Source organism: Pseudomonas sp. TWRC1-2 (assembly GCF_049896685.1).
In the GTDB taxonomy this organism is placed as follows: Bacteria; Pseudomonadota; Gammaproteobacteria; order Pseudomonadales; family Pseudomonadaceae; genus Aquipseudomonas.
Genome location: NZ_JAFCUU010000002.1, coordinates 173,173 through 196,497 on the forward strand (window position 1 = coordinate 173,173; position 23,325 = coordinate 196,497).

23 protein-coding genes and 2 pseudogenes are annotated in these 23,325 nt (G+C 59.5%); 8 read left to right on the top strand and 17 right to left on the bottom strand.

Annotation, left to right across the window (positions count from 1 at the left end; translation table 11 throughout):
• Window positions 1–19 precede the first annotated feature (19 nt).
• Complete coding sequence (locus ACP7B3_RS05200; protein WP_078827813.1) at window positions 20–526, bottom strand: toxin-activating lysine-acyltransferase; 507 nt, start codon at window positions 524–526, stop codon at window positions 20–22.
• A gap of 9 nt (window positions 527–535) precedes the next feature.
• On the bottom strand, window positions 536–2,314 hold the full coding sequence (locus ACP7B3_RS05205; protein ID WP_369301122.1) for a ShlB/FhaC/HecB family hemolysin secretion/activation protein: 1,779 nt from the start codon (window positions 2,312–2,314) through the stop codon (window positions 536–538).
• A 251-nt stretch (window positions 2,315–2,565) separates the two neighbouring features.
• On the opposite strand from ACP7B3_RS05205, the gene ACP7B3_RS05210 reads away from it, so the two are divergent.
• Window positions 2,566–3,186, top strand: a complete 621-nt coding sequence (locus ACP7B3_RS05210; protein ID WP_369301123.1) for a tyrosine-type recombinase/integrase — start codon at window positions 2,566–2,568, stop codon at window positions 3,184–3,186.
• A gap of 44 nt (window positions 3,187–3,230) precedes the next feature.
• On the opposite strand, the gene ACP7B3_RS05215 is transcribed toward ACP7B3_RS05210, so the two are convergent.
• The 3 genes and pseudogenes from ACP7B3_RS05215 to ACP7B3_RS05225 form a co-directional block, all read right to left on the bottom strand.
• Window positions 3,231–3,683, bottom strand: coding sequence for a hypothetical protein (locus tag ACP7B3_RS05215; protein ID WP_145166009.1), 453 nt, complete (start codon window positions 3,681–3,683; stop codon window positions 3,231–3,233).
• A gap of 938 nt (window positions 3,684–4,621) precedes the next feature.
• On the bottom strand, window positions 4,622–5,026 hold the full coding sequence (locus tag ACP7B3_RS05220; protein ID WP_145166011.1) for a hypothetical protein: 405 nt from the start codon (window positions 5,024–5,026) through the stop codon (window positions 4,622–4,624).
• 544 nt (window positions 5,027–5,570) lie between these two features.
• A pseudogene (locus ACP7B3_RS05225) lies at window positions 5,571–6,284 on the bottom strand (BPL-N domain-containing protein); the annotation flags it as partial.
• Window positions 6,285–6,409: 125 nt separating this feature from the next.
• Here ACP7B3_RS05225 and ACP7B3_RS05230 point away from each other — a divergent pair.
• The 4 genes from ACP7B3_RS05230 to ACP7B3_RS05245 all read left to right on the top strand — a co-directional run bounded on the left by ACP7B3_RS05230 (window position 6,410) and on the right by ACP7B3_RS05245 (window position 8,421).
• Window positions 6,410–6,865, top strand: a complete 456-nt coding sequence (locus ACP7B3_RS05230) for a VOC family protein (RefSeq protein ID WP_426178274.1) — start codon at window positions 6,410–6,412, stop codon at window positions 6,863–6,865.
• Between the two features lie 66 nt (window positions 6,866–6,931).
• Window positions 6,932–7,558 carry a LysE family translocator gene (locus ACP7B3_RS05235; protein ID WP_426178642.1) on the top strand — a complete coding sequence of 209 codons (627 nt, stop codon included), beginning with the start codon at window positions 6,932–6,934 and terminating at the stop codon, window positions 7,556–7,558.
• Between the two features lie 9 nt (window positions 7,559–7,567).
• On the top strand, window positions 7,568–7,978 hold the full coding sequence (locus ACP7B3_RS05240; RefSeq protein ID WP_242195295.1) for a hypothetical protein: 411 nt from the start codon (window positions 7,568–7,570) through the stop codon (window positions 7,976–7,978).
• A gap of 92 nt (window positions 7,979–8,070) precedes the next feature.
• Window positions 8,071–8,421: a hypothetical protein gene (locus tag ACP7B3_RS05245; protein ID WP_426178277.1), complete on the top strand. Its 351-nt coding sequence runs from the start codon at window positions 8,071–8,073 to the stop codon at window positions 8,419–8,421.
• A gap of 325 nt (window positions 8,422–8,746) precedes the next feature.
• Here ACP7B3_RS05245 and ACP7B3_RS05250 read toward each other — a convergent pair whose 3' ends face one another.
• Window positions 8,747–8,899, bottom strand: a complete 153-nt coding sequence (locus ACP7B3_RS05250; RefSeq protein WP_426178654.1) for a hypothetical protein — start codon at window positions 8,897–8,899, stop codon at window positions 8,747–8,749.
• Here ACP7B3_RS05250 and ACP7B3_RS05255 point away from each other — a divergent pair.
• A pseudogene (locus ACP7B3_RS05255) lies at window positions 8,879–9,010 on the top strand (N-methyl-L-tryptophan oxidase); the annotation flags it as partial. The gene ACP7B3_RS05250 and the pseudogene ACP7B3_RS05255 overlap by 21 nt on opposite strands.
• A gap of 244 nt (window positions 9,011–9,254) precedes the next feature.
• Here the strand turns inward: ACP7B3_RS05255 and ACP7B3_RS05260 are convergent.
• From ACP7B3_RS05260 to ACP7B3_RS05295, 8 genes are all read right to left on the bottom strand, one after another.
• Window positions 9,255–9,881: a glutathione S-transferase family protein gene (locus tag ACP7B3_RS05260; protein WP_426178279.1), complete on the bottom strand. Its 627-nt coding sequence runs from the start codon at window positions 9,879–9,881 to the stop codon at window positions 9,255–9,257.
• Between the two features lie 68 nt (window positions 9,882–9,949).
• Window positions 9,950–11,689: an OPT family oligopeptide transporter gene (locus ACP7B3_RS05265; RefSeq protein WP_426178281.1), complete on the bottom strand. Its 1,740-nt coding sequence runs from the start codon at window positions 11,687–11,689 to the stop codon at window positions 9,950–9,952.
• 219 nt (window positions 11,690–11,908) lie between these two features.
• Window positions 11,909–13,969 (bottom strand): methyl-accepting chemotaxis protein, encoded by a 2,061-nt coding sequence (locus ACP7B3_RS05270; RefSeq protein WP_426178283.1) that lies wholly within the window; start codon window positions 13,967–13,969, stop codon window positions 11,909–11,911.
• A gap of 347 nt (window positions 13,970–14,316) precedes the next feature.
• Window positions 14,317–14,607 carry a DUF3144 domain-containing protein gene (locus ACP7B3_RS05275; protein ID WP_119742530.1) on the bottom strand — a complete coding sequence of 97 codons (291 nt, stop codon included), beginning with the start codon at window positions 14,605–14,607 and terminating at the stop codon, window positions 14,317–14,319.
• Between the two features lie 93 nt (window positions 14,608–14,700).
• Window positions 14,701–15,273, bottom strand: a complete 573-nt coding sequence (locus ACP7B3_RS05280; RefSeq protein ID WP_145158599.1) for an ATP phosphoribosyltransferase regulatory subunit — start codon at window positions 15,271–15,273, stop codon at window positions 14,701–14,703.
• Between the two features lie 265 nt (window positions 15,274–15,538).
• Window positions 15,539–16,762, bottom strand: a complete 1,224-nt coding sequence (locus ACP7B3_RS05285; RefSeq protein WP_426178286.1) for a DUF1444 family protein — start codon at window positions 16,760–16,762, stop codon at window positions 15,539–15,541.
• Window positions 16,763–16,863: 101 nt separating this feature from the next.
• On the bottom strand, window positions 16,864–17,559 hold the full coding sequence (locus ACP7B3_RS05290; protein WP_404483810.1) for a tRNA (adenine(22)-N(1))-methyltransferase: 696 nt from the start codon (window positions 17,557–17,559) through the stop codon (window positions 16,864–16,866).
• Window positions 17,560–17,583: 24 nt separating this feature from the next.
• On the bottom strand, window positions 17,584–18,294 hold the full coding sequence (locus ACP7B3_RS05295; RefSeq protein WP_242195306.1) for a FadR/GntR family transcriptional regulator: 711 nt from the start codon (window positions 18,292–18,294) through the stop codon (window positions 17,584–17,586).
• Window positions 18,295–18,642: 348 nt separating this feature from the next.
• On the opposite strand from ACP7B3_RS05295, the gene ACP7B3_RS05300 reads away from it, so the two are divergent.
• Both ACP7B3_RS05300 and gudD read left to right on the top strand, forming a co-directional pair.
• Window positions 18,643–20,004, top strand: coding sequence for an MFS transporter (locus tag ACP7B3_RS05300; RefSeq protein WP_242195309.1), 1,362 nt, complete (start codon window positions 18,643–18,645; stop codon window positions 20,002–20,004).
• 19 nt (window positions 20,005–20,023) lie between these two features.
• Window positions 20,024–21,349 (top strand): glucarate dehydratase, encoded by a 1,326-nt coding sequence (gudD, locus tag ACP7B3_RS05305; protein WP_426178289.1) that lies wholly within the window; start codon window positions 20,024–20,026, stop codon window positions 21,347–21,349.
• 41 nt (window positions 21,350–21,390) lie between these two features.
• Here the strand turns inward: gudD and ACP7B3_RS05310 are convergent, their stop codons facing one another.
• From ACP7B3_RS05310 to ACP7B3_RS05320, 3 genes are all read right to left on the bottom strand, one after another.
• Window positions 21,391–21,771: an addiction module antidote protein gene (locus tag ACP7B3_RS05310; protein ID WP_242195316.1), complete on the bottom strand. Its 381-nt coding sequence runs from the start codon at window positions 21,769–21,771 to the stop codon at window positions 21,391–21,393.
• Between the two features lies 1 nt (window position 21,772).
• Window positions 21,773–22,075, bottom strand: a complete 303-nt coding sequence (locus ACP7B3_RS05315; RefSeq protein WP_426178291.1) for a type II toxin-antitoxin system RelE/ParE family toxin — start codon at window positions 22,073–22,075, stop codon at window positions 21,773–21,775.
• 138 nt (window positions 22,076–22,213) lie between these two features.
• Window positions 22,214–23,137 (bottom strand): ABC transporter substrate-binding protein, encoded by a 924-nt coding sequence (locus ACP7B3_RS05320; protein WP_416362973.1) that lies wholly within the window; start codon window positions 23,135–23,137, stop codon window positions 22,214–22,216.
• Window positions 23,138–23,325 lie beyond the last annotated feature (188 nt).

Consider the following 23,325-nt stretch of genomic DNA (forward strand, 5'->3'; position numbering starts at 1 on the left):
CTCTAAAATGCGACAAGTACTACGATTGGCGGGCAACGGCCGCGATCGGCCACTTCAAGCGCGCCAGAGCAGCACCTTGAAACCGCTTGATCCGTAACCCGCGCTCGTTGCCCCGGTGATACAGAGCGCTGAACCGGCTGTCGGCAAACAAATGGCGCTGCACTAAGCGTGCAAGGCGGGCGCTGTGACCAAAAGGCGTCACCCAGTCCAGGAACCACAGTCGCTCGCCGCTGTTCCAGTCGTGCGCAGGCAGGCTGATGGCAGGATTTTGCACATAGCGCTGCTCGGCCTCGACGCTGAACCAACACCAGGCGGCGTAAAACACCGGGCGCCCCGATTCGTAGCCGATGATGAACTGGCGGTTGGCAATAGCTGGCAACAGCAGCGCGTTCAGGGTGTGCAGCGGCACATCGCGATGGCTCGCCGAGTGCATCCACAGCCATACGGCGGCACCCAGCGCCTGGGCCTCGTTCCATGGCTTTTCGCTGAACGCCGGCGCGATCAGCTCAAGGTTATCGAGTTGCATGGCAAACCCTCACATCGACCACGTCAGGCTGAAACCTGCCGTGGTACTGGCAGTCTCGAAGCCCTTGGGTTTGCTGATCGGTTGACCGACAAACACGTCGTAAGACACTTGCCGGTAGCCACCGCGCAACCCCACCACGTACCCGGCCAGATGATCACCAATGAGGTATTGGCTTGAAGGGCCGCCCACCTTGCCGTAGTCAACACCCAGGTAGGTCTCCTGCCCGGAGTTGCCCAGCGCCAGGCCGAGGTCGTTACGCACCAGCCAACCACGGTCGGCCGACAAAATGTTTTCACCGTCAAACCCGCGCACGCTGTAGCGCCCGCCGATCGAGAAACGATCCTGCGGCACCAACGCCGTGCGGTTCCACTGCGCACGCCAGGCCGCGGTGTAACGCAAGCGCTGCGTGGCAAGGCCAAACGGTACGGAAAATTGCGCGTCGGCGTTGATGATCTGCGAACGCGAGGTCCCTTCGTCAAACGCCTCCTCAGGCGCAGCGATTGCGTTGCGCGCACCTGTGCCCCGGCGATAGCTGGTGCCCAGATCGAGCGTGGCGGTACCGATGAACTCCCGATGACTCAGCCCCAGCGCCCAGCCTGCCATGCGTCGGCGCTGAATTTCGATCTCGGTATCGTCGATATAGTTTTGCGAAGTGCGCGTCCAGCCACTGAGCTTGAGCGTGGTTTTGCGCACGGCATCGCGATACAGCAAGCGAGACGCGCTGATCTCGTTGTTTTTGCTTTCTCCGGTGTACTTGTAAGTCTGGTTGGCCCCAGCGACCGTCTGGTGATAGTCATACTCGCTGGACGTGACGCCAAACAGCCAATAACCGTAGGGGACAGAGTAGTGCAAGGTATGGCCCTTGGAACCACGATTACCCGGGTCCCCCCCGCCCAAGTCGTGGTTGAAGCTGGCGTAGAACAAATCGTTCAGGCTCAGCAGGTTGTCCAACGACACCGAAGCCGAACCCAGGTATTTACCTGTGGCATCGGTTCCCGAATCATCTACCGACACGCTCAAACGCACGGGAAGTGCCTGTTTCCACGCGATAACCAAGTCACTGTCGCCCGGCTTTGCGTCCATCCCTTGGGCCGCGGCGATTTGGATATCCGCCTCAGCCGTGGGCACGCGTTTGAAGTTTTCCAACGCTTGCTCAAGATCACGCAGGTTCAGCAGGTCACCTGTTTTGGCAGGCACCGCGTTCCAGGCATTGGCTCGGGTAGAGGTGCCTTCGGCGAAGCGGATGGAATGAATGCGCCCCGGAATCAGGGTCAGTTGCAGCACACCGCTGTTTAAATCCTGAGGCGGTGCAAGCACGCGTGTCGTGACAAACCCGCGCTCGATGATTGCATTCTGGATTCGCTTCATCGTCAGGTTGATGCCTTGGGCACCCAGACATTGACCGGTGGCCGGGTCATTTTTGGGATCGGCGCTGCGCAGTGCCCATTGAAAGTCTTCAGCCAACTCGCCGTTCAAGACGACCTGACGAATCAGGAAACAGGGGGATTCGCGCTTCTCGAGCAAAACCCCGGCGGAGGATGAGGGCGGCGCCTCAAGGCGCACATCCGGCGACGGCTCAAGTTGCTCGCGCAACGCTCGCTCGCGGTCCTGCTGCAATAGCAACTGTTGGGCAGGTGCGGGAGGGTCAGCGGCCTGCACGCCGAAACTGCTGATCAAACCGAACAACAATACGGCCACCGAATGAAGGGACGGTGGCAGTTTTCTAACAGGCAAGTACAACGTACCGAAACGGGCCAGGTACTCCCTAGGCCGGAAACATACTTTCATTTCGCATCCCTGTGAAATCTTCCTGCGGGTGCAGCATGCACCAGAACGGCACATGATCTGCAAGAATTGCCTCTGACAGGCAACTCCCCTATGAACAACTGTTGCTCATTAAAGTTCAAGGGCGCGTGAGAAATTTCCTACACTTAATTTCTTCCCGGCTTCTTAGACGCCTCTAAGAGACTACTCTTGGCCGGTGAGCGACCGTCGCTCTGATTAGCCATCCTTGTCTTTCCACACGTGGAGGACTTGTTATGAACATCATCGCTACCTGCGGCCGTCAGCCCTGGAACAAAGGAAAACTAGTCGGGCAGAAAGCCCCACTCCGACTGAGAGATATCTGGGCCATCCGAGTAAGGCTTCAAATTGCGGAAAGAACCCGGGATCTGGCTCTATTCGATCTGGCCATCGACAGTAAGCTTCGAGCCTGCGACTTAACCAAGCTCCGCGTGCGCGATGTCGCCCATGGCGAACACGTATCATCACGAGCCATGGTGATGCAGCAAAAAACGCAGCGACCAGTGCAGTTTGAGATCACTGAGCAAACACGGTCAGCTCTCGTGGCCTGGATACATCAGGCACAACTACGCAGCGAGGACTGCCTTTTTCCTAGTCGGCTACATACCTCAGACCATCTATCCACTCGTCAATACGCTCGTATCGTCAAAGGCTGGGTGAAAGCCGTAGGCCTTGATCCAGCCATGTATGGCACTCACACAATGAGACGTACGAAGGCATCACTAATCTATCGCAGAACGAAGAACCTACGGGCGCTTCAGTTGCTGCTCGGCCATACGAAGCTGGAGAGCACTGTTCGATATCTGGGGATTGAGGTCGATGACGCCCTTGAGATGGCGGAACAGACTGAGGTTTGATCATGCATAGCGACGGTCGAAGTCAGACCGTCGCTAACCGCTAGTTAGGAGCCATTTGGTGTGGCGTGTAAGAATTTACCGCCTTTAGCTTCAACTGCCGAGCGAACTGCCGCGGCATCTGATGTCGAGCCGATAAATGCAAGTTGCAACTTAGGGAGCATGCTTGATGTGTTACTTAAGGCTGTAATAGCTGAGTTGGCTGCAAAAGAACTATTGGTTCCTGAGATGGCGACACGAACATCAGCTTTGCTTGCAGGGGCAATTATTTGGTGGATGCTTGAAACAATTGGAGATTCTAAACCTGCACTTCCGATAAGCGCGGATGCCATAGCTCCGGAAATGCCGTTATTCGCTGCGGGAACCCAAACTAAATTAAATTTTTGTTGCTCAAATAAAATTGCCGCAGATTGTGCGGCTTGCTGTGGCGATTGGCTCCCAGTTGTAGCGCATCCTACTAATGCAAATAACAAAATTGTGAATGTCGCGAAAAGTTTCATAACTGCTCCTGGATATTTATTAGGCGAAGGTTCTTTCGAGATTCACTGAGTGTATGTTGTATAACTTTCCATCGCCATACATAACCTCTTGATCATCATAAAAGGTGATTTTGTAAGCGCGACAGTGATGGGTACATCATTGCTGATGCATTAGCGGACTGCCCACCGTCTGCTTTGGGCCCAGCCCACACGTCGCGCCAAGCCTTAGCTGTCGTCTTACTCCTGAGCTATGCGACGACTCATTCAGGCCTGATAGCAAAGGCATTTCGATGTCGCGTTAGTGCGGATTCGCTGGTCCGTTTGCTTTCCGTCGTGAGAGGCAGGAATCGGCCAATAGCGGACAGTGATAGAAAAATAAATCTGTCCCCTTTTCGCCGAATAAAGGCTAAGCAACCTGATCACCTATCACTATGATGGATGCTCCGAAGATTACGTGAGATAGCCGGGTAACCTCAGCCAATGCCCGTAATGGGGCAGGCAAATCGAATAGTTTCAGTGGATTCAGGGGACGGTATTGCAGCTCATACCCCCTCAACGCCTGGCGTGAATCGCGATGAACGTCCGACCAGTCGTAAGCAAAGAACCCACGTTTAGCAAATTCAACGAAAGCGTTTGCACCAGCCCGGGCAGTGGCCCGATCTACATCGGACACTTTCGGCAAGGAAAGGACAAATTCTTCGGAGTTTTCGACGGAGGGTATCGCGGAATCAGGAACTGGTCCGGGGCCACCTGTAGTGAAGAGCGCAACCTGTCCGAGGGCGTCGGTAGCGACCCATCCAACGTCAAAGTCCTGAAGAACGAAGGGAGCCATCATTTGCACCTACTTTTGAAGAGGGGACGAGTTGATTTTCCAACTCTGCTTACCAGCCCAGAGAGTGTAAAAGTACGTAGACAAACTCTCAAAGCGGCAAGAAAATCGAAGGATTTATTTTTCCAGCTTAAAGATCTGCTTCTGGCCGATATCCGCTACCACCCTGAAACTCACGCACTATCTGCACAACCAGCGGCTTCACATATTTCTCAATGGTATCAATCTCCGGCGGATCATCATGGCGCCCCCACTCCCCCTGATCAAAGGCCTGATAAAGCGAGAAAGCAGGCTGCGGCATGTCATTGGTCATGCCCACATCAACGATGGCAGCGATGAGCCCGTTCATAACGCCATCGCAGAACTCGTAAGTCAAAGCCCCTGCCAAGTAGCCTTCAGCAACCGCTATGGATAGCTCGTTCAGCAGATTGCGGGGGGCCACGCCGAATTCCTCGCAGGTGGCAGCAAGATCATTCAATGTTAAACCGTAGGCTTCGGCTTCAACCAAAAGCTTATTGCGTTGGTTCTTTGGCAACCTCCCGTCCACGGTTCCCTTCCACGTTGCGGATGTCGTACCCGTGTCACTCATAATACTTCCCAGCCAGCAAAATGGCCGCACAGCGATGCCAAACATTGGGTATCGACCTATCCTCTTGGGCAAGTCGTGAACTGGCGTCTGCCCACGAAGCTGCCGCATCGAAAAACGCGTCAACGGACACATTTTCCCAGCCTAGAGCACTTGGCCCATAGGCCGATGAAGGCGATGTCTTTTCAATTAAACGCCCGCTGGCGAAATCTACACCGAGGGCTTCGATAAATCGTATGAACGACGGTTCATCTCTGACGTGCGCCAACAACTCATGAAGATCTACAGGGCTATGCATAGGTTTCCTGGAAGCACTTAATGATTGATCACATGCTGCTGCACTGCATCGTGAACGGTCAACTCGGCTATCCAGGCTTTCAGGCCGAGGATGTGATGCGGAGTGACCGCTTCTGGCCGAAAGCAGCCCTTCTCGACAACCCGCTACCAAACAAACATAGATACATCTGTTATTTCCCCACCCTCCCCACCAACACCCCAAACAACTCCCCCGCGGCATCTCACTCACCGCAATCCCCGCATTCTCAAACCACGCCTTCCCCGCCTCCGGATGCGGCCCGCTCAGCACCACCACGCCCTTCTCATACCGATACCGCGCCGCCGCCACATCCCCATTGCGATAAGTCGCAATCACCGTATACGGCGCGTGCCCATCAACCTTGGGAAAATACGGTCCATCCTGATAGACCACGCTGTCTGGCTTGCCATCCCACACCACCCGCACCGCCGCGTCTTCAATCCCGCGCACTTCAAATCCCGGCCGCCCGGCTTCGGAGTCGAGGTCCTGGGGTATCAACCCGAAGTTGCTGTTGTCCGCAAGATAAGCGCCCATGCATAACCCCAGGTAGCGCCCGCCCTTGGCCACGTATTCACGAATGGCGTCCACGCGTGCGTCACCAAAGCTGTCGAGCGCAGCGGGAATGTCCTGCCCGCCGCCCGGCTGAACATAGAGGTCATAGCGCGCAAGGTTTTGCGGGGTGATGTCGATGGCTTCATCCGCGCCGACAAAGTCGATCTGGTAGTTCGGGCTGAGCCGCAGCAAGGCGTTTTTGACGTTCTCGGAACAGTCGTCACACCCCGCCGGGCCACGGTAGATGGCGACATGGGTGATGGGCGTTGCGCCTTGCGCCCATGGCGATTGCAGGGTGGCGAGGGCAAAAAACGCGACGGTGATAGCAGGCAGTTTCATGGCGGCTGGCTCAGCGAACAGTGGGTCGGGGCTGTTCAAAGCCTATATCGAAGGTTTCTTTGAATACGTAAACAGTTGTAAATCGGCTAGTGTCGCCTGAACCCACATCCGCCAGAGGGCATGCAATGGAGCTGACATTCAGCCACGTCGATGTATTGGTCGAGGACCTCGAACAGGCGTGCGCGTATTACGCCAATATTTTCAACGCCAACATCTCCACCACTCAAGTCTGGAATCGCGGCGGCTTTCATGTGCGGTATGCGGTCGTGCTGATGGGCCAGGAGCGTTTCATGCTGGTGCAGCCGCTGGCGGGTAACTTGCGCGAGCTGTTGGACGCACACGGCGAAGGGATGATTTACCGGCACTGCTACACCACGCCGGACATCGAGGTGGCCTATGCCGAGTTGGTCGCCAAGGGCGTGCAACCGGAGGATGAGAACGGCCGGCCATTGGCCCTGGCGGATCTGCAGTCGCCATCCGGCACGCGCATCATTTGGTTGCCCAAGCGCTTTGGGCATTTCTCCATCGAGATTCTGGAAGAAAAAGGCTTGCAGGCCTTTATGCTGGCGGCGTTTGCTTGAGCGGCGTTGCATTACCCCTTTACATGAGGATTACTGTAGGCCGTGCCTGACTCAGAGATCGCCGCCATGTTTGAACTCGCCTCCCTCGTCACCTACGTCGCCGTGGTGATCGGTCTTTTCCTGATCCCCGGCCCTTCGGTGCTGTTGGTGCTCACGCGTACGATTCAAGGCGGGCGCAAGGTGGGCATCGCCACCGGGCTGGGGGTGGCTTGCGGCGATTTGATTCACACACTGTGCGCGGCACTGGGCCTGTCAGCGATTTTGATGACCTCGGCGGCGGCGTTCAACGCGGTGAAGTGGGCCGGTGCGGCGTATCTGATCTACCTGGGCGTGCGGGCCTTCATGGCCAAAACCAGCACGCACGCGCGCCTTGAGTTGCCGGCGGTGACGCCGCGTCAGGCGTTTTTCCAGGCGATCGGGGCCGAGGTGTTGAACCCGAAAACCGCGATCTTTTTTCTGGCCTTTTTGCCGCAATTTGTTCATCCCGAATCCGGCTCGTCGCTGGTGCAGTTTGCGGTGCTGGGTTTGATTTTTTCGGTGCTGAGCGCGATTTACACGAGCTTGCTGGCGATCTCGATTCGCCCGTTGAGTCGCGGGTTCAAGGGGCTGTCAAAGTTGCGTCGCTGGGAAGGCAAAATCATCGGCACGCTGTTTATGGGGCTGGGGCTGAAGGTGGCCTTTCAGCAGCGATAGGCAAGCGCGATGAAATTTCACGGTTTTGTACTCGGGCATATAGAGGTTGAGGTCGAAGGACGCGCCTGTGACCTGCACAATTTCTATGTCGCCAGCGACATCCATTACGCGCTGTCTGAGCGCACGCTGTCGCTCAGGTTTACACGACGGACCGAGGACTGGGTGCCGCCGGAAGAGCCACGGGAGATCACCGTCACCTTCCATGGCGTGAGTTATTTTTCGGCCGAAGGGCGCCATGACAGCCCGATTGAGGATGACACGGTGCTTCACGCCATCGGCATTGTGGAAGCCGACGCCGCGACAGAAACGTTCTACCTCTGCGATACCTTCCCCGCCGACCATCACGTGGTCGTGTGCTTCGCATCGGGTCTGACCTTGCGGCTGCACGCCGTTGAGGCGTGGTGTGACATTCAGGTCTAAGGCGTTTCACTTCGAACCGATGGGAACAACTGGCTAACCCGTGAATACGGGCCGGATGATGTGATGACTTTTATTGAACCTCAGGACCTTTGATGCCCCCAACCAAACGCGACACCGCCCGCCTCGAAAGCCGCCTTGTCGCCACGCTGACCGAGGCCTGCGAAACCGCCAAGGCTGAAATCCCGGGCTTCGAGTGGCTGACTCACACGGTTGATTACGCTGCGTTCCCGCAAAGCCTGCGGGTGATTTGGGTGTTCGATACGCGTGCCAACAAGGATCTGGCCCTGGCAAACGGGGCGGACCAACGTATGCGCGAACTGACGGCTGCTGCGTTGGAAGACGCCGAGGTGGACTCGGTGAAAATCGAGCGCTGTGTACGCTTTGATTCTGAAGAGGCCTGCAACCTCCAGCATGGCGGTGATTGGCGGGTGCGACTGGCCTGACGCGGCTCTACTGTGGGAGCTGGCTTGCCTGCGATCGCCCTGGATATCTACACAACTTCTGAAGGCAACCAATTTCTCCCGGTGGCGAGCAGGCTTGCCCTGCGTTGGGCTGCGAAGCAGCCCCAGTAAAGGCACTGCCATTTTCCTGAAAGAACTCAGCGTCTGGGTTTGGGGCTGCTTCGCAGCCCAACGCAGGGCAACAGCGCACTCTGTGCTGCGGTAGCGGTGGGTCAGTGGCATAGGCTTACGCTGACACGCCCCTATCGCAGGCAAGCCAGCTCCCACAGTAGATCGTTGTTGCCCGCCAATGCTGCGTGGGCGCTGATCATTCCAGTGGCCGCAATGACGAGGTCACCAGCAAATCTCGTGTATAGGCATGCTGCGGCGCCTCAAACAGCTGCTCGGTACTCCCCGCCTCCACCATCAAGTCGTGCGCCAACGCGCGTACCACGGCCAGGTCATGGCTGATCAGCAACATGGCTTCAAGCACTCGGCGGCGCTGGGTGAAGCGTTTGCGCAGTGGTGCATCCGGGGTTCGAGTGACCTGGATTTGTCGTCGTTTTCGTTGAAGCGCTTTGCGAACGACTAAAAAGCAGCTCGCAATTTCGGTGGGCTGCAGGTGACGCGCGGGCTTTTTGTGGCGAGCGGGCTTGCCCCGCGTTGGGCTGCGCAGCAGCCCCAATGAGGCAAAATGCAGTGTGCCAGACGTTACTCCGACGGCTGGTTTAGGGCTGCTTCGCAGCCCAACGCGGGGCAAGCCCGCTCGCCACATCAGGCCCGCTTGCCACACCGAGCCCGCTCGCCACGAGGGTTACGCGTGCCTGCTGAGCCTTTTATTTGGCGAAGGCGTACTCGCCGCCCTGCTCCACTGCCTTGTGGTAGGCCGGGCGCGCCTGGAAGCGTTGCACCCACGCGGCCAGGTTCGGGTAGGCCTGCAACTTGCCTTGGGCCTTGGCGATTTCGCCGATGAAGCTCATCTGGATATCCGCGCCGCTCAGCTCGTCACCCACCAGGAATGGCGTATCCGCCAGCACGTCGTTCAGGTAGCCCAGGTAGTTGGCCAACTCCGACTCGATGCGCGGATGCAACGGTGCGCCCGCTTCACCCAGGCGACCGACGTAGAGGTTGAGCATCAGCGGCAGCATCGCCGAGCCTTCGGCGAAGTGCAGCCATTGCACGTATTTGTCGTAGGTGGCGGTGGCCGGATCGGGCTGCAGGCGGCCTTGGCCATGACGGCGGATCAGGTAGTCGATGATCGCGGCGGATTCGATCAGCACAAGGTCGCCGTCTTCGATCACCGGGGATTTGCCCAACGGGTTGATCGCCTTGAGTTCGGGCGGGGCAAGATTGGTTTTCGGGTCGCGCTGGTAGCGCTTGATCTGGTAAGGCAGGCCAAGTTCTTCGAGCAGCCACAGAATGCGTTGCGAACGCGAGTTGTTAAGGTGGTGGACAGTGATCATAAGGGCTCCGCTGAACGAGAGTGGGTATCCAGGTAAGAGACTACGCTGTCGCGGTGGAGTGCCATGGATTAATTCGCAACCATCGCCCACAACGACGCGCCGACCCCGGTGATGCTCTCCCCGGCGATCAATCCGGCCGCCGCGGTAATCGCAAAACGTTCGGTGAGACTCGGCCAGCGGCAGCTCGCCAACCACGTCAGCACTGCGCCGAGGGCCATCATCAGCGACACCGAAGCCGGCAGCACGAAGGCCAGGCCCAAGGCCGCGGCGCTGGGCAGATACCGGGCGCGTCGGGCCGACAAAGTGCTGTCGAGAATGCCCAGCAACACGCCGACCGCGCCTGCCAGACCAATCGCCCAACGAATGCTCACCGACAATGAATCCAGGCCATGGGTCAGGGTTTGCGCCACGGCTTTCCAGGTGGCGACCGCAGGCGCCGGCCACTCTTCGGTGAGCAGCATGCTTTGCGGGTCGGGGATCAACGCCAGGTAGGCAAACACACCGACGATGCTGCCCACAAAAATCCCCAGAATCTGCGCGATCACTTGCTTGCGCGGCGTGGCGCCAATCGCCTTGCCAACCTTGAAATCGTTCATCAAGTCCGTGCATTGCCCGGCCGAGCCGCCGGCGGTGTTGGCACTCATCAAGTTGATCGGCACTTGCCCCGGCGCAACGATGCCGAAGCTCAGCTGGGACAATTGCCCGATGGCGCCAATCGGCGGAATGCCGGTGGCGCCGACCACGCGCGCCGCCACGGCGGCCAGGCAAATCGCCAGGGGAATGGTCAGCAAGGCCATCCACAGGTTGATGCCGAACAACAGCGCCTGCAGGCTCACCACCAGCACAATCGCCAATGCAAAACCGGCGGCAGGCCCAGCCTTGGGGATCGCCCAGGGCGTGCCGCCGCCGGCTTTGGTGGACGTGTGCAAGGCCCACAGGCGGATCGCCAGCGAGGCCAGCGTCGAACACACCATCAGGCTCACGCCGGGCCACAACAACCATTCCACCAGCGCGGCAAATTGCGGGCCGCTGCTGTCTGCCGGCAGGCTGACCAGGCCTTGCGCCAACAGCCACGGCCCCAGCCCGCCCCAGGCGAGCAAGGCGCCAAGCAGCAGGGTCAGGCCCACGCGAATACCGATGATGCCGCCAAAGCCCAGCAACAGCAGCGAAGGGTCGGCGGTAAACGTCAGGCGCTCCAACGCCGCGCTGGGCGACCAGCGCGGCAAGGCCCACATAAACGTATCCACCCACTTGACCAGCCCGGACAGCAACGCGGCGCCGAGCAGCACCTTCAAGCGCGTGGCGGCTTCGCGGCCGTGGTTGTAGATGTGCAGCAGGGTTTCCAGGGTGGCCATGCCTTCGGGGAATTTCAGCGCGTTGTCATTGAGCAGCGAGGGCCGCAGGTACCAGGCGATCCAGATCCCGAGAAAGCTCACCGAGAACACCCAGGCGATCATCGGCAAGGCGTCCAGCGTGTGGCCGGTCAACAAGGTGTAGGCCGGGATCGGCGCCACCAGCCCGCCGGAGATAATCGAGGCGGCGGCCGAGGCAACGGTCTGGTTGATGTTGCTTTCGTGCAGTGTCCACGGCAGTTGCCCGGGGCTGCGTCTGGCCAGGTCCTGCCAGATAGCGTAGCCGACCAGCAAGGCGATGATCGACATGTTGAACGACCAGCCGATCTTGAGCCCCGCGTACACATTCGAAGGCGTGAGCAGGATGCCCAGCACGACCCCGGTAATCACCGCGCGCAGGCTGAGTTCGCGTTCCACGGGGGCGGTCAGGTCGGGTGATGGCGGGGTCGAAGGCATGCGGATTCCTTTCGGCAATGGAACAGGGCGACTTGATAAGTGAGCCCTGTTGGCGCTGAAGGTTCATCTAACGCGTGGTGCTTTTACTCAGAGTGCACTGTGTTGGGGGCGCAGCAGGATCAATTAGAGCGATGGGGTTTTTCTGATAGACCTCGTTGTCTGGGTTTGGGGCCGCTTCGCGGCCCAACGCGGGGCAAGCCCGCTCGCCACAGGGGGGCATCATCGGTCCAGGCGAAAGCGCGCGGTGTTTTCACTCAGGGCGCGGCTGCCTTTGCTTAAGGTGTCGGCCGCCTGGTTGACCGCGCGCGCGCCGTCGAGCAAGCGTCCTGCGGCCTGATCGACTTGCTGGATGTTGCCGCTGACTTCATCCGCCGTCGTCGCCTGTTCTTCCACCGCCGCCGCGATCTGCGCCAGGGTGTCGGTGACGTTTTGCACCGCGCCGGCAATCTCGCCCAGGCGTGTGCCCAGGCCGGTGACGGACTCGGCGTCAGTCAGCGCCTGGTCACAGGCGGCGCCCATCAGCGTGACCGCCTGGCTCACCGTCGCGCGCAAGCTGTCCACCGTGCCGGCGATCTGCGCCGTAGAAGCCTGGGTGCGTTGCGACAGGCTGCGCACCTCATCCGCCACCACGGCAAACCCGCGGCCTTGCTCGCCTGCGCGGGCCGCTTCGATGGCGGCGTTCAGTGCGAGCAGGTTGGTCTGTTCGGCAATGCCGCGAATGGTGTCGACCACCGACTGAATCTGCTGGCCCTGCTGGCTGACTTGTTCCAGCGCATTGGCCGTGTCGGTCAGGCGCTGGTTGAGTTGCTGGATGCTCGCCGTGGTGCGCTGGCTGTCGTGGCTGCTGTCTTCGGCGATACGCCGGGTTTGCTGGGCGCTGCCCGAAGCCTGTTCGCAGCTTTTGGCGACGCCCATCGAGGTGGCCGCCAGTTGCGTGGCAGCGGCGGCGATCTGGCTGATCTGGTGTTGCTGGTCTTCGACGTCGGTCAGGGTGCTGCCCGATTGCGCGTTGAGGGTGAGCACCGCCGAACCCAGTTGCTGGGTCTCGTGGTTGACGCCCAGCAGGCTGGTGCGCAGTTGCACCACAGCGACGTTGAGCGCGGTGCTGATCGCCGCCAGTTCATCACGACCTTCCACCGCCACTTCGACGCACAGGTTGCCGTCACGCAGGGACTCGGCGAGCGTGGTGATGCCACTGGCACTGCGACGAATCGAAGCCTGCAGGCAAATGAACAAGTACAACGCGGCCAAGACCAGCAGGCTGAACGTGGCCACCACCGGAATAAACTCCCTGAGCGAGCGGTCACGGTAATAACTCAAACGCTCATCCAGCGAGTGCAGCGACTGGCTGCGCAGTGCGCCCAACGCGCCGAGGATGCTGTCGACACTGCGATCAAAGCCTGCGGTGTCGAGCTTGATGGTGCCGCCAAACACGCCGTCGTCCAGGCCTTTGAGTTCGTTATCAAGCAACTGCAGGCTGGTGTCGTATTGCGCCGTCCACGGTTCCATCCCGGCGTATTGCTTGGCTTTGAGCGACGCGGCAGCCTTGACCAACTGGTCGCGTGCATCGCCGATTCGGCCGCGCAGGTCGCGCATCTGCAAGCGGCTTTGCAAGGTGAATTGCCCGGAGGCAATCGAGGACTGCCCGACGCTCGCGGTGCGGCCGATACGCTCGATCAGGTCCGGCGTGTGCTGGGTGGAAATCTGCATCAGCAAGTAGGTTTCCAGCCAGGGGTCGAGGATCAGGCCGGATTCCAGGGTGATCTGCTCGCGCAAGGTTTGCATCGCAGTCAGGGCGGCGGTGAAGCGGTCATAACCGTCCGGCCACCAGCCCACGGTGCGCAGCGATTGGGTGTCCATGCCCTTGACCGTCGCCTGCAAGGCCTCAAAACGGGCCAAGGTGTCGGCGCTGGCGTTGTGGGTCTTGAGCGCATCGCCCAAGGCTTGCAGGCTTTGCACAATGGCGGGGTTGCCGGCATCGACGTTGTCCATCGCGGCCTGCGCGGCGGGGGTTGGGGTGTGCAGAATATCCAGCGCTTTCCAGCGGGCAGCCAGGTTGCGTTGTGCGGTCAACTGGCCATCCAGGGTGTCCAGGGCCAGCAGTTGGCGCACGCCGGACTGCTCGCTGGAAATCACCGCTAATTTGTCGCGATAGTCCTGGCCGATCAGCCACAGACTGCCGGCCAGGGGCAGCATGAACAGGAAAAACAGAATCTGAAACTTGCGCGCAAAACCGAAACGGCCAAGCAGGCGGATACCCGGTGATAAAAGACTGTGCATGGCCGAACCACTCCCCCAAACAACCTGGATATGACTAGAAGCAAAATGCCATGTCATTGATTGGGAAGGTACTAGCAAGATACGGGCCGTTGGTGGCGGGTCGCGAAATAGGCGGCTTGCCGAGGTGACAGCCCGGTGGCATGCGCGAAAATGGGGCAAAAGCACTCAGTGCGCAGAGTGGAACGGTAACCCGGCTTTCCAGAGAGGCTGGCATGCCCTGGAGTGCCCTCGGCACTGACCTGCACGATCTAGCGTGCAAGGACATCTGAAGCCGCCATGGACATCCAACGGCTGCTGAAGAAAAGACAACTCAACGCACAAGAGCAAGTGGAATCGGTGCCGGCGAGCTATTTGACCAACATGTACTGACTGAAATTATTGATGTGATCATCCAGATTGTCCTCAAGCATCATCCGGTACTGGTCACAAAAATACTTCAGCATCGCTTCCCGCGCCTCGGCCATTTCGGCGCCGGATTTGAAGTTGCGTGCACTGGCCCAGGCGTTGAAGCGCGTGGTGCCGAACATCATCGAGGCGCTGACCTCGCCGAGGTTTTCACAGGTTTTGAGTTGTTCGTTCGACAGTTCGATGTGTGCGTCTGCACGGTCGTAGAAGGCTTGGTCGGTGGTGTCGGCCATGGCGGGGTTCCCGGGTGAGCAAATGATGGCGGCTATTGGAGCATATCCAGCGGCCGGATAGGAGACGCCTCCGGGTGGAGGCGTCCTTGCACGTCACGCCAACGCAAGCACCAGACGCTCAAGCCCGATGCCGAACCCGGCACCTTCGCGGTATGCACCGCCGCCCACCACTTGTTGCTGAGCCCCCAACGCGGGGCAACGGACCTCGAAGCCATTACCTTGCAGGTAGTAACTCAACCCGCGTTTGACGGCCAGGTTAAGCTCATAGTCAAGGCCCAGCGTGTCGAGAAAACCGGTGCACAGCGCTTGGCTGCGCTGCAACGCCAGCGCGGGCTCAGGGCTGAGAATTTCCAGCCCCAACTGAGTGAACTCCCGGTAGCGCCCAGCTTGCGGCCGCTCATACCGGTAACACCGCGCCACATAGAAGAACATCGCCTCCTCGCGCGTGCCAAGCAATTGCGTGTTGCGTTCCTGGAACAGCGCGGTGGCTTCCGGGATCAGGCAACACTGACGTCCCGCCTTGTCATCGAAGGCCCACATCTGCCCGATGATTTCACTGCCGCCGGCTTTTTCGATAAACGTGTCCTGGCCCCACAGGGCCGGCACGATGGCCTCTTCAGCGCCCGCATCGATGAAGATAGCTCCGAAAACGCGCCTCGATCTCACGCATCGTCGCGGCTTCTTTACCAGTCACTATTCGGGTTCCACGTAGCATTGTCATCCGTTGAATCTCCCTTTCTACAAGCAATAAAAAAGGCGCCATGGGCGCCTTGGGTGGTGGTTCATTGAGTGATCAGAGGTTCTGGTCAGTCAGTGAGCGCAAGCAACCGCGGCACCTTGGGCAAGGTCCGTGGGGGTGATGGCGGTTGCTTGGCGAAAATTCAGTCATGGGCGATCCTTGCACAGGTGGGTGAGGCGTGACAAGCCGGCGTTAAACCAGCGGCGTCAGCTGACTCAATTGCGCAGGCGTCGGAAAACCCAGCGTGCGATAGCGTGCCGGGTACAGGCTCGCCGGCGCCAGCAGGTCACCCACCTTGGCCTCAAGCTCAGCCCATTCGACCACCTGGGTCTGGGCGGTGCCATCGGGCTGGATCTGCACCAGCGCCACGCGGTCGGTCTTGGGCAGCAAGGTGTCGACAGTTTCTGTCCAGCTACAGATCGAGAAGGTCTTGCCGTGACTGTCCTTCAACTCGAACAACGTGTAGGTCGCGACAAACACGTCGATCTTCTGCTCATCGTGCAGGGTGTCGAGCTGCTCTTTCTGCGCGTGGTAGTTGCCCTGCAGCAGCATGTGTTCGAGGCTCGCCATGCGCGCCTTGAGCGCTTCATCCTGACTGATGAAAGGCACGATCCGTTGATCGTCATAGGTGTAGACCTGGCTGGACACCGCACGCCCGCTTTCCATGGCCTTGAAGCTGACCTCGACCATGTGCCGAATGCCCTCTTCATCCTTGTCACCGGTCACCATCAGGATGTCGCGGGTCGGGATCATGAACACAGGGCGGCCCTTGATGGCCGCACGCTGCAGGACATCCGGCAGCAGCACGCGGCTGGTGTCATAGCCGTCATTCCAGCGGCCGAGGTAGAGGCCGGGCACAATTTCGTCGAACGCGTCCTGGGTCGCTTCACGCAGATTGCTCACCGCCACCGCCAACGCCTCGTCCAGGCTCACGCCCCACTGTGGATCAGGCCCCTCGGTCAGGGTGGAGGTGGTCTCGGGGTAGTCCACCGCCAGCAGGGTCACGCAGTCGGTGCCCAGCGCTTTGTGAACGGCGGTGTAAGGCGCATCCCAGCCCTTGTTGCGTACGTGATAAAGGCGCACTTCTTCGAGCATCGCCAGGTTACGAATCACCGGCCGCAACAGCGGCCTGACGCCTTCGAAGGTGGGCGGGGCTGGCTTTTTGTAGCCGAGCAATGTCGATACATACCCTTTCAATACGTCAGATTTGTGCGCTTTTTCGGCGTTCTGATAGTCATTGAATGCGTTATGCAGGTTGAAGTAGCTACCGTCGCCATGTTTGAGGCGGAACTCTTTGGGCACGTACTCAAGAGGCTCGCTGAAACCCGCTTCGCGAGCCGCCTTGATGACTTTCTCGGCGAATGCGTCTTGGGTCAGCGGGCGATTGAACAGTTTGTCGAGCAGAGAGCCGAACATGCGCAGCGTCCTCCATGGGTGCGAGCCGTCCATCATGGGCGGCGCAAGATTCCGGGTAAAGCGCCGGTCTGGGATGTGTGACCCTGTTCACTGTTGCCAGTTCAAGCCAGCAGCTGGGTGATCCAGCGCGCCTGCTGTTCAATCTCCTGCACCTTGTGCTGGGGCACCGTCTGCCGGGCCTGTTCGAAGCTGGCCAGGGTCTTGTGCTTCTGACGCAACATGCGTTGCCACTTGCCCAGGAACTCCGGGCTGCGCGCCTGCATCTGCAGCGGGCCGAAGTACAGCTGTTGCGCCGTGTAGATCAGCGGCTCAGCGCGTTCGGCGACGATGATTTCGTAGTAAAACCGGTTCTCGCGCAACAGCTCCTCGCGCAGGATCTGGTAGCCGTTGTCCATCAGCCATTGGCGCAAGGGTTGTTCGCCGCCATTGGGTTGCAGGATCAGGCGTTCCTGACCGCTCAGGTGCGCCCTGCCGCTGTCGAGGATGTCGCGGATGGTTTCGCCACCCATGCCGCACAGGGTGATCGCGGTGATTGCGTCCGCCGGTTCAATGGCCGCCAAACCATCAGCCAGCCGTACGCTGATGTGCTGCTGCAGGGCGTTGTCGCGTACCGTACGTTCGGCCGCGTGAAAAGGCGTGGCCGCCACTTCCCCCGCCACCGCCGCCGCGATCACGCCGCGACGCATCAAGGCTACCGGCAGGTAGCCGTGGTCCGAGCCAATATCGGCCAGGCGCGCACCCGCCGGCACGTTTGCCGCCACGCGCTCCAGGCGCATGGACAATGTGTGTTCGTTCAACGGTTGTTCCCTATCAGCACGCCATTACACACCCGAAAACCGATCCCGGCTGTTGGTCAGGTGCAGCACCATGGCCGCGCGCGCGGCGTCCGGGTCCTGGCGCTTGATGGCATTGAAGATCGCTTCGTGCTCCAGGTTTGCCAACTGACCGAGCTTGGCAAAATCGGCGCCGCCGCGCTCGGCGCCCTTGACCTGGGTGCGCGGGATCATCGCATTGCCCAGGTGCAGCATGATTTCAGTGAAGAAGGTATTGCCGGTGGCCTCGGCGATCAGTTGGTGAAAGCGCTTGTCCTCCTCCACACAGCTGTCGTTGTTCGCCAGCGAAGCCTGGTAGTCATCCAGCGCTTCGCGCATGCGCACGAGTTGCTCGTCACTTCTGCGCACAGCGGCCAGCGCCACCGCTTGCACCTCCAGGCCCAGGCGCAGCTCGAGCATATTGCGCACGCTGGCGACGGTGTCCACATGCAGGCGCAAGCCCTGTTGCGCCTGTTGCTCCAGTACAAAGGTGCCGATGCCGTGGCGGGTCTCTACCAGGCCTGAGGCCTGCAACTTGGAAATGGCTTCGCGCACCACCGTGCGACTCACCCCATGCTCAAGCACGATGGTGGATTCGGACGGCAATTTTTCACCGGGCTTGAGCTGGCCGAGCAGGATGCGCTGGGTCAGCGCATCAACCACGCCTTGGGCCAGGTTATTGGAACGTCTACGGACCAGGGTTCCGTTTTCAATGGGCATCGCTAGGGTCCACGGGGTTGGGCTGGACGGAGCTTAACACCCCGCCTGGCGGCGACGCTGAGTTGATTCAAAAAACGCCATACTTGTATGACAACTAAACTTTATAGCGTTTAACCCAAAGAGCGTCAGTGTCGCTTAGCGGGTCACGCTTACACCTTCCCGACACACGCGAAACGGTATAAAAACCCAGTAAAGCTGGGCAAATAACCAAAACACCTATTCCCCCGCTGCGCTTATAAGAACAAATACACCCCACGCCGCATTGCGAAAAAAAGAAATGCACTTGTATGATGTCTATCAACAAGACACACAAACCCGCATAAAAATAAATCAGGGGAGTTTTGAATTGTGACCAATTCAAACCATGTATCTGCCGCTTCACCCAGCGACTCAGTACTCACGCGCGCCGTGAGCAAAGTGAAGGGCCATGTGCTCCCACTGTTCGTGATCATGTTCATCCTCAACTACATCGACCGGGTCAATATCGGCTTCGTGCGCACGCACATGGAGCATGACCTGGGCATCGGCGCGGCCGCCTATGGCCTGGGCGCCGGGCTGTTCTTTATTGGTTATGCGCTGTTTGAAGTGCCCTCCAACATGCTGCTGCAAAAGGTCGGTGCGCGGATCTGGCTGACGCGCATCATGTTCACCTGGGGCATCGTTGCCACGCTGATGGCGTTCATCCAGAACGAAACACAGTTCTACATCCTGCGCTTTCTGCTGGGCGTGGCCGAAGCCGGGTTTTTCCCTGGGGTGATCTACTACTTCACTCGTTGGTTGCCGGGCGTGGAGCGCGGTAAGGCCATTGCGATCTTCCTCAGCGGTTCGGCGGTCGCCTCGCTGATTTCCGGCCCCTTGTCGGGCGCACTGTTGCAAATCGAAGGCTTCGGCTTTCACGGTTGGCAATGGATGTTCGCCATCGAAGGCCTGGCGTCCGTGGCGCTGGGGTTTTTCGTGTGGTTCTGGCTGGACTCCAAACCCCACGACGCCAAATGGCTGACCCGCGAAGAGCAGGACACACTGGTCGGCGCCATCGACCAGGAACAACGTGAGCGGGAAGCGCTGACCACGGTCAAACCGACCATCGGCAAACTGCTCAAGGACCGCCAGATTCTGCTGTTCTGCGCCCTGTACTTCTGTATCCAGCTGACGATCTACGCGGCGACCTTCTGGCTGCCGAGCATCATCAAGAAAATGGGTGACCTGAGCGACATACAGGTCGGGTTCTTCAACTCGATCCCGTGGCTGATCTCGATCATCGCCATGTACGCCTTCGCCTCGCTGTCGGGCAAGTTCAAGTTCCAGCAAGCCTGGGTCGCCGCCGCGCTGTTGATTGCCGCTGCGGGCATGTTCATGTCCACCACTGGCGGGCCAATCTTTGCCTTTGTGGCGATCTGCTTCGCGGCGATCGGGTTCAAGTCCGCCTCGTCGCTGTTCTGGCCGATTCCCCAAGGCTATCTGGATGTGCGCATCGCCGCGGCCGTGATCGCGTTGATCAACTCCATCGGCAACCTGGGCGGTTTCGTGGCCCCGACCACGTTTGGCTTTCTGGAACAAACCACCGGCTCGATCCAAGGCGGCCTCTACGGCCTGGCCGGCACCTCAGTGCTTGCCGCGATCCTGGTGTTTTTCGCCAAGACGTCGCCCTCGCCCGTACTGACCTCTGCCAGCGCTGCGCCAACCGGCGCCGCCATCAGCAAACCTCTTTGAGCTTACTTAGGACATTGCCATGAACACTCCCGTAGTCACCCATTTGCAAGTCATCCCGGTGGCAGGCCACGACAGCATGCTGCTCAATCTGAGCGGCGCCCACGGGCCATTCTTTACCCGCAATATCGTGATTCTCAAGGACAGCGCCGGCAACACGGGCGTCGGCGAGGTGCCCGGTGGCGAGCGCATCCGTGAAACCCTGGAAGATGCGCGCAGCCTGGTGGTCGGCCAGCCAATTGGCCAATACCAACGCGTCCTTAACCAGATGCGCAGCACCTTTGCCGCTCGCGACGCTGCCGGCCGCGGCCTGCAGACCTTTGACCTGCGCATCACCATTCACGCCGTCACCGCCATGGAAGCAGCGCTGCTCGACCTGTTGGGCCAGTTCCTGGAAGTGCCGGTGGCGGCGCTGCTGGGTGAAGGACAGCAACGTGATGCGGTAAAAATGCTCGGCTACCTGTTTTATGTCGGCGACCGCACGACCACCTCTCTGGCCTACCGCAACGAGGCGGACGCCGAGGATGATTGGTTCCGCCTGCGTCATGAGCAAGCCATGACCGCCGAGTCCGTGGTGCGCCTGGCCGAAGCCGCCAAGGCCAAATACGGCTTCAACGACTTCAAGCTCAAAGGCGGCGTCCTGAGTGGCGATGAAGAAATCGAAGCCGTCACCGCCCTCGCCGAACGCTTTCCCGATGCGCGCATCACCCTTGACCCCAACGGCGCGTGGTCACTCAAAGAAGCCATCCGCCTGTGCCGCGACCAACACCACGTGCTCGCCTACGCCGAAGACCCCTGCGGCGCAGAAAACGGCTACTCGGGTCGCGAAGTCATGGCTGAATTCCGCCGTGCCACCGGGCTTAAAACCGCGACCAACATGATCGCAACCGACTGGCGCGAAATGGGCCACGCGATTCAGCTGCAATCAGTCGACATCCCGCTGGCCGACCCGCACTTCTGGACGATGCAAGGCTCCGTGCGAGTGGCGCAGATGTGCAATGAATGGGGCCTGACCTGGGGTTCGCATTCCAACAACCACTTCGATATTTCCCTGGCGATGTTTACCCAAGTGGCCGCCGCCGCACCGGGAGACATCACCGCCATCGACACCCACTGGATCTGGCAGGACGGCCAGCACCTGACCAAGGCGCCACTGAAAATCGAAGGCGGCTACGTCAAAGTGCCCACCCAGCCTGGCTTGGGCGTGGAGATCGACATGGATGCAGTGGCCAAGGCCCACGAGCTGTACAAAGGCATGGGCCTTGGGGCACGGGATGACAGCGTGGCGATGCAGTTCTTGATTCCGGGCTGGCGCTTCAACAACAAGCAGCCGTGCCTGGTGCGCTGAGCCTCAGCGCAAAACAGGTCAATGTGGGCGCCGTTAAGCCATCAGGGCTTACCGGCGACCACCGGCTTAGCGCTCGTCGCCTGATTGAGCGCAATCGGCTGCACAGTCAGCTCAACGCCTAACGCCAGCATCAGCTTGTGGATCGTCTCATAGCGGGTCTTCGAGCCGCCCTTCAGGGTTTTATACAAACTCTCGCGGTTGACCCCGGCCGCCTCAGCCACCTTGTTCACGCCCTGGGCTTTGGCAACCTCGGCAAGCGCCTTCATGAACACCTGCGGGTCTTGCGACTTCATGCTTTGCGCCAGATAAGCACTGATAACTTGCGGGCTGTCGAGAAAGCGCGACGCCTCATAAACCTGTGTGCCGGAGGTATCAAGATCGAGGATCGGCATGTCCTCGGGTTTGAATTTCGATTCACTCATTTCATTGACCTCTCAGGGCATCGAGTATCTCTTTTGCCCGTTTCATTCCCCGCTTCTGATCGGTTTTATCGCTGCCCCATAACATCAGGTAAGCGGTGATCCCCGTCCGTACAAAATAAATCCTGTAACCAGGCCCGACGAAAACACGCATTTCACTCAGGCCTTCGCCGACTGGCTCGCAGTCGCCAAAATTGTTGTCTTCGGCGCGGTCCAAGCGCGTCAGAACAGCCGTTTTCCCCCAGATATCCTTCATACCGTCGAGCCATGTATCGAACTCCGGCGTCCTGCCGGTCAAGTTAGTCACAGATTCACATGTAGCCTACTGGCTACTCCTTGCCGATGCTAGTTAATTTTTTGTTCCGGCGCGATCCGGAACAAAAAACCTAGCTCAGCCCACGCATAATCAGACTGTCGATACTGTTAGCGCTTATGTCCTTTACGTTTAAAGCGCCCGATCGAACAGCGGCGTCACGTCATAGCGCTGCTTCAGCATCTGCGCATCCACCAGGAAATCCGCCGTGGCCTGCGCCTCGCTGACTATCGTCGGCGAAATCGGCAGCACCTTGATTGCGTCACGCTTGAACCACACCTTGGCGATCTGCGGCGCAGACTGGTTGGCTTTCGACCAGGCCTCGGCGTACTCGTCGACATGGCTGTTGCTCCACACACGAGCGCGGGTAAGGCGTGCGACAAAGTCTTTGATGATTGCGCCTTTCTGCGCCAGCGCCGGCTCATACGCAACGATGTAGGTCGGCGCGCTCATCAAGCCCTTGGCGTTGCGGATCAGGCTGCTGCCCTCTTTCTCCTGCAGCGACACGTAGGGTTCCCAGGTGCCGAACGCGTCGATGTCGCCTTGGGTCAACGCCAGACTGGCCTCGGCCGGCAGCAAGTATTTGAAAGTCACGCTGTTGCGCGGCACGCCGGCTTCGTCGAGGGCTTTGTAGGCCAGTTGCTGGCTCCACGAACCGTTCCAGATTGCGATGGTTTTGCCTTTCAGATCGGCCACCGACTGGATGCCTTTGCGCGCCACGATGCCGACGCCGTCAAGGCTGGTCTGGGTGCTGGCGACCACTTTCACCGGCGCGCCATTGGCCGCCAGGCTGATCACCGGCGTGTCACCGACAATCCCCACGTCCAGCGCGCCGCTGGCAACCGCCGAGGCCACAGGGGAGCCGGTATTGAAGCGCTTGAAGTCGATCTTGTAGGGCAAGTCCTTCAACTCGCCTGACAACTCCAGAACAATGCGGTTGGAGAAAAACTGATCGCCCACGGTGAGCGTCAGGGGCTCTGCCGCCTCGACAGAAGGACCGTGCAGCGTAAGAACGGCCAGGCCGAGCAGGGCAAGCAAGTGTCGACGATTGATCATGAACGCACTCCACACACGTGAGGGCTGACTCAACCATCTGTGGGCGTGCAGTCTGGTGATGAGAAAAGGGATTGGAAGGTCGCCAAGTACGGCGCCAGTAGAAGCTAACGCAATAAAATCACGGGGTTTAATACTGTTGCGCACTATCGATAGAACCGCCGCACAGCTTGATAGCTATTTTTCGTATT

Excerpts from the sequence above, each read along its gene's own strand:
- ACP7B3_RS05200 (WP_078827813.1), bottom strand. The coding sequence starts at position 526 with ATGCAACTCGATAACCTTGAGCTGATCGCGCCGGCGTTCAGCGAAAAG.
- ACP7B3_RS05205 (WP_369301122.1), bottom strand. The coding sequence starts at position 2,314 with ATGAAAGTATGTTTCCGGCCTAGGGAGTACCTGGCCCGTTTCGGTACG.
- ACP7B3_RS05210 (WP_369301123.1), top strand. The coding sequence starts at position 2,566 with ATGAACATCATCGCTACCTGCGGCCGTCAGCCCTGGAACAAAGGAAAA.
- ACP7B3_RS05215 (WP_145166009.1), bottom strand. The coding sequence starts at position 3,683 with ATGAAACTTTTCGCGACATTCACAATTTTGTTATTTGCATTAGTAGGA.
- ACP7B3_RS05230 (WP_426178274.1), top strand. The coding sequence starts at position 6,410 with ATGGAGCTGACATTCAGCCACGTCGATGTATTGGTCGAGGACCTCGAA.
- ACP7B3_RS05235 (WP_426178642.1), top strand. The coding sequence starts at position 6,932 with ATGTTTGAACTCGCCTCCCTCGTCACCTACGTCGCCGTGGTGATCGGT.
- ACP7B3_RS05240 (WP_242195295.1), top strand. The coding sequence starts at position 7,568 with ATGAAATTTCACGGTTTTGTACTCGGGCATATAGAGGTTGAGGTCGAA.
- ACP7B3_RS05245 (WP_426178277.1), top strand. The coding sequence starts at position 8,071 with ATGCCCCCAACCAAACGCGACACCGCCCGCCTCGAAAGCCGCCTTGTC.
- ACP7B3_RS05250 (WP_426178654.1), bottom strand. The coding sequence starts at position 8,899 with ATGTTGCTGATCAGCCATGACCTGGCCGTGGTACGCGCGTTGGCGCAC.
- ACP7B3_RS05260 (WP_426178279.1), bottom strand. The coding sequence starts at position 9,881 with ATGATCACTGTCCACCACCTTAACAACTCGCGTTCGCAACGCATTCTG.
- ACP7B3_RS05265 (WP_426178281.1), bottom strand. The coding sequence starts at position 11,689 with ATGCCTTCGACCCCGCCATCACCCGACCTGACCGCCCCCGTGGAACGC.
- ACP7B3_RS05270 (WP_426178283.1), bottom strand. The coding sequence starts at position 13,969 with ATGCACAGTCTTTTATCACCGGGTATCCGCCTGCTTGGCCGTTTCGGT.
- ACP7B3_RS05275 (WP_119742530.1), bottom strand. The coding sequence starts at position 14,607 with ATGGCCGACACCACCGACCAAGCCTTCTACGACCGTGCAGACGCACAC.
- ACP7B3_RS05285 (WP_426178286.1), bottom strand. The coding sequence starts at position 16,762 with ATGTTCGGCTCTCTGCTCGACAAACTGTTCAATCGCCCGCTGACCCAA.
- ACP7B3_RS05295 (WP_242195306.1), bottom strand. The coding sequence starts at position 18,294 with ATGCCCATTGAAAACGGAACCCTGGTCCGTAGACGTTCCAATAACCTG.
- gudD (WP_426178289.1), top strand. The coding sequence starts at position 20,024 with ATGAACACTCCCGTAGTCACCCATTTGCAAGTCATCCCGGTGGCAGGC.
- ACP7B3_RS05310 (WP_242195316.1), bottom strand. The coding sequence starts at position 21,771 with ATGAGTGAATCGAAATTCAAACCCGAGGACATGCCGATCCTCGATCTT.
- ACP7B3_RS05320 (WP_416362973.1), bottom strand. The coding sequence starts at position 23,137 with ATGATCAATCGTCGACACTTGCTTGCCCTGCTCGGCCTGGCCGTTCTT.